The organism is Extensimonas soli (assembly GCF_029211265.1).
Taxonomy (GTDB): domain Bacteria; phylum Pseudomonadota; class Gammaproteobacteria; order Burkholderiales; family Burkholderiaceae_C; genus Extensimonas; species Extensimonas soli.
The window spans coordinates 1-924 of the sequence record NZ_JARGEL010000040.1 but is presented as its reverse complement, the minus strand read 5'-3'; the positions used below and the strand labels follow the sequence as shown (position 1 = coordinate 924).

The window sequence follows — 924 nt, the reverse complement described above, 5'->3', positions numbered from 1 at the left end:
GCTGTGTGGCCGGCACCTCGTCACGCGGCCGGCGGCGGCGCGCGCGCTGCGGGCCGGTAGTGCGCTTGCTCCAGCGCGCCGTGCTTCTCGAAGTGGGCGAGGATGGCGCGGATGGCGGTGGGTTCCTCGATGCTGGCGACGATCCGTACCGCGCCGCCGCAGTGGGCGCAGGTGGTGACGTCGATGGAAAAGACCCGCTTGAGCCGTTGCGCCCAGCTCATCGCACGGCGCTTCTGCTCGGGGCTGCGCGGCTCGTCGTGGGCGCTTGCGTCAACCGGCGCCGCATCGCCCGCAGGCCGCCTGCCGCGCCCCGAGGGCGTCAGCTGCGCACGCAGGTTTGCATTCGGGGCGAATACGCCGTGGAAGCGGGTGAGATGCGCGCGAGGTGGCGGGACCAGTGCCGCCAGCTTGGCGATAAAGTCCACCGCATCCCATTCGACATGCGTGGTCCCATTTCGCCACGGCGTCTTGAGCTGATACCGCACCCTACCCTGCGGTGAGATCGACAGCCGCTGCTCGCTGATCGCCGGGCGCGTGATGTAGCGGCACAGCTTTTCGAGCTTGTGGCTTTCGTGTGCTTCCGCGGCCACGCCGGCATGCAGCGAGAAGCCGCCGACCTTGCCGGCATCGCCCTCCAGCGAGCCTGCGTCACCGGGCAATGTTTGCAGCGTGACGACCTTGCGGCCAGCGTCGCGACCGGTGGCGATGCGGTAGGTCATCGAACTCATCCGCAGCCCATCCATGCCGTCGTCGCTACCCGCGCTGTCGGACAGGAACACGGATTCGTCTTCGCCTTCGAGCCAGCCGCGGCGCGACAGGTGCCGGCACACGCGATGCGCGATGGTGTTGGCGAGCTGCGTCAGTTGCGCAGAGGTGGGGGCACGGGCGCGGCGCAGGCGCGGCTTGCGCCGCGGGGGCTCGACG

1 protein-coding gene is annotated in these 924 nt (G+C 70.0%); it reads right to left on the bottom strand.

Translation table 11 applies throughout. From position 1 onward, the window contains the following. Positions 1-20: 20 nt before the first annotated feature. Positions 21-924 (bottom strand): transposase (locus PYV55_RS16035; RefSeq protein WP_275853232.1); only part of this gene is annotated, 904 nt, incomplete at its 5' end.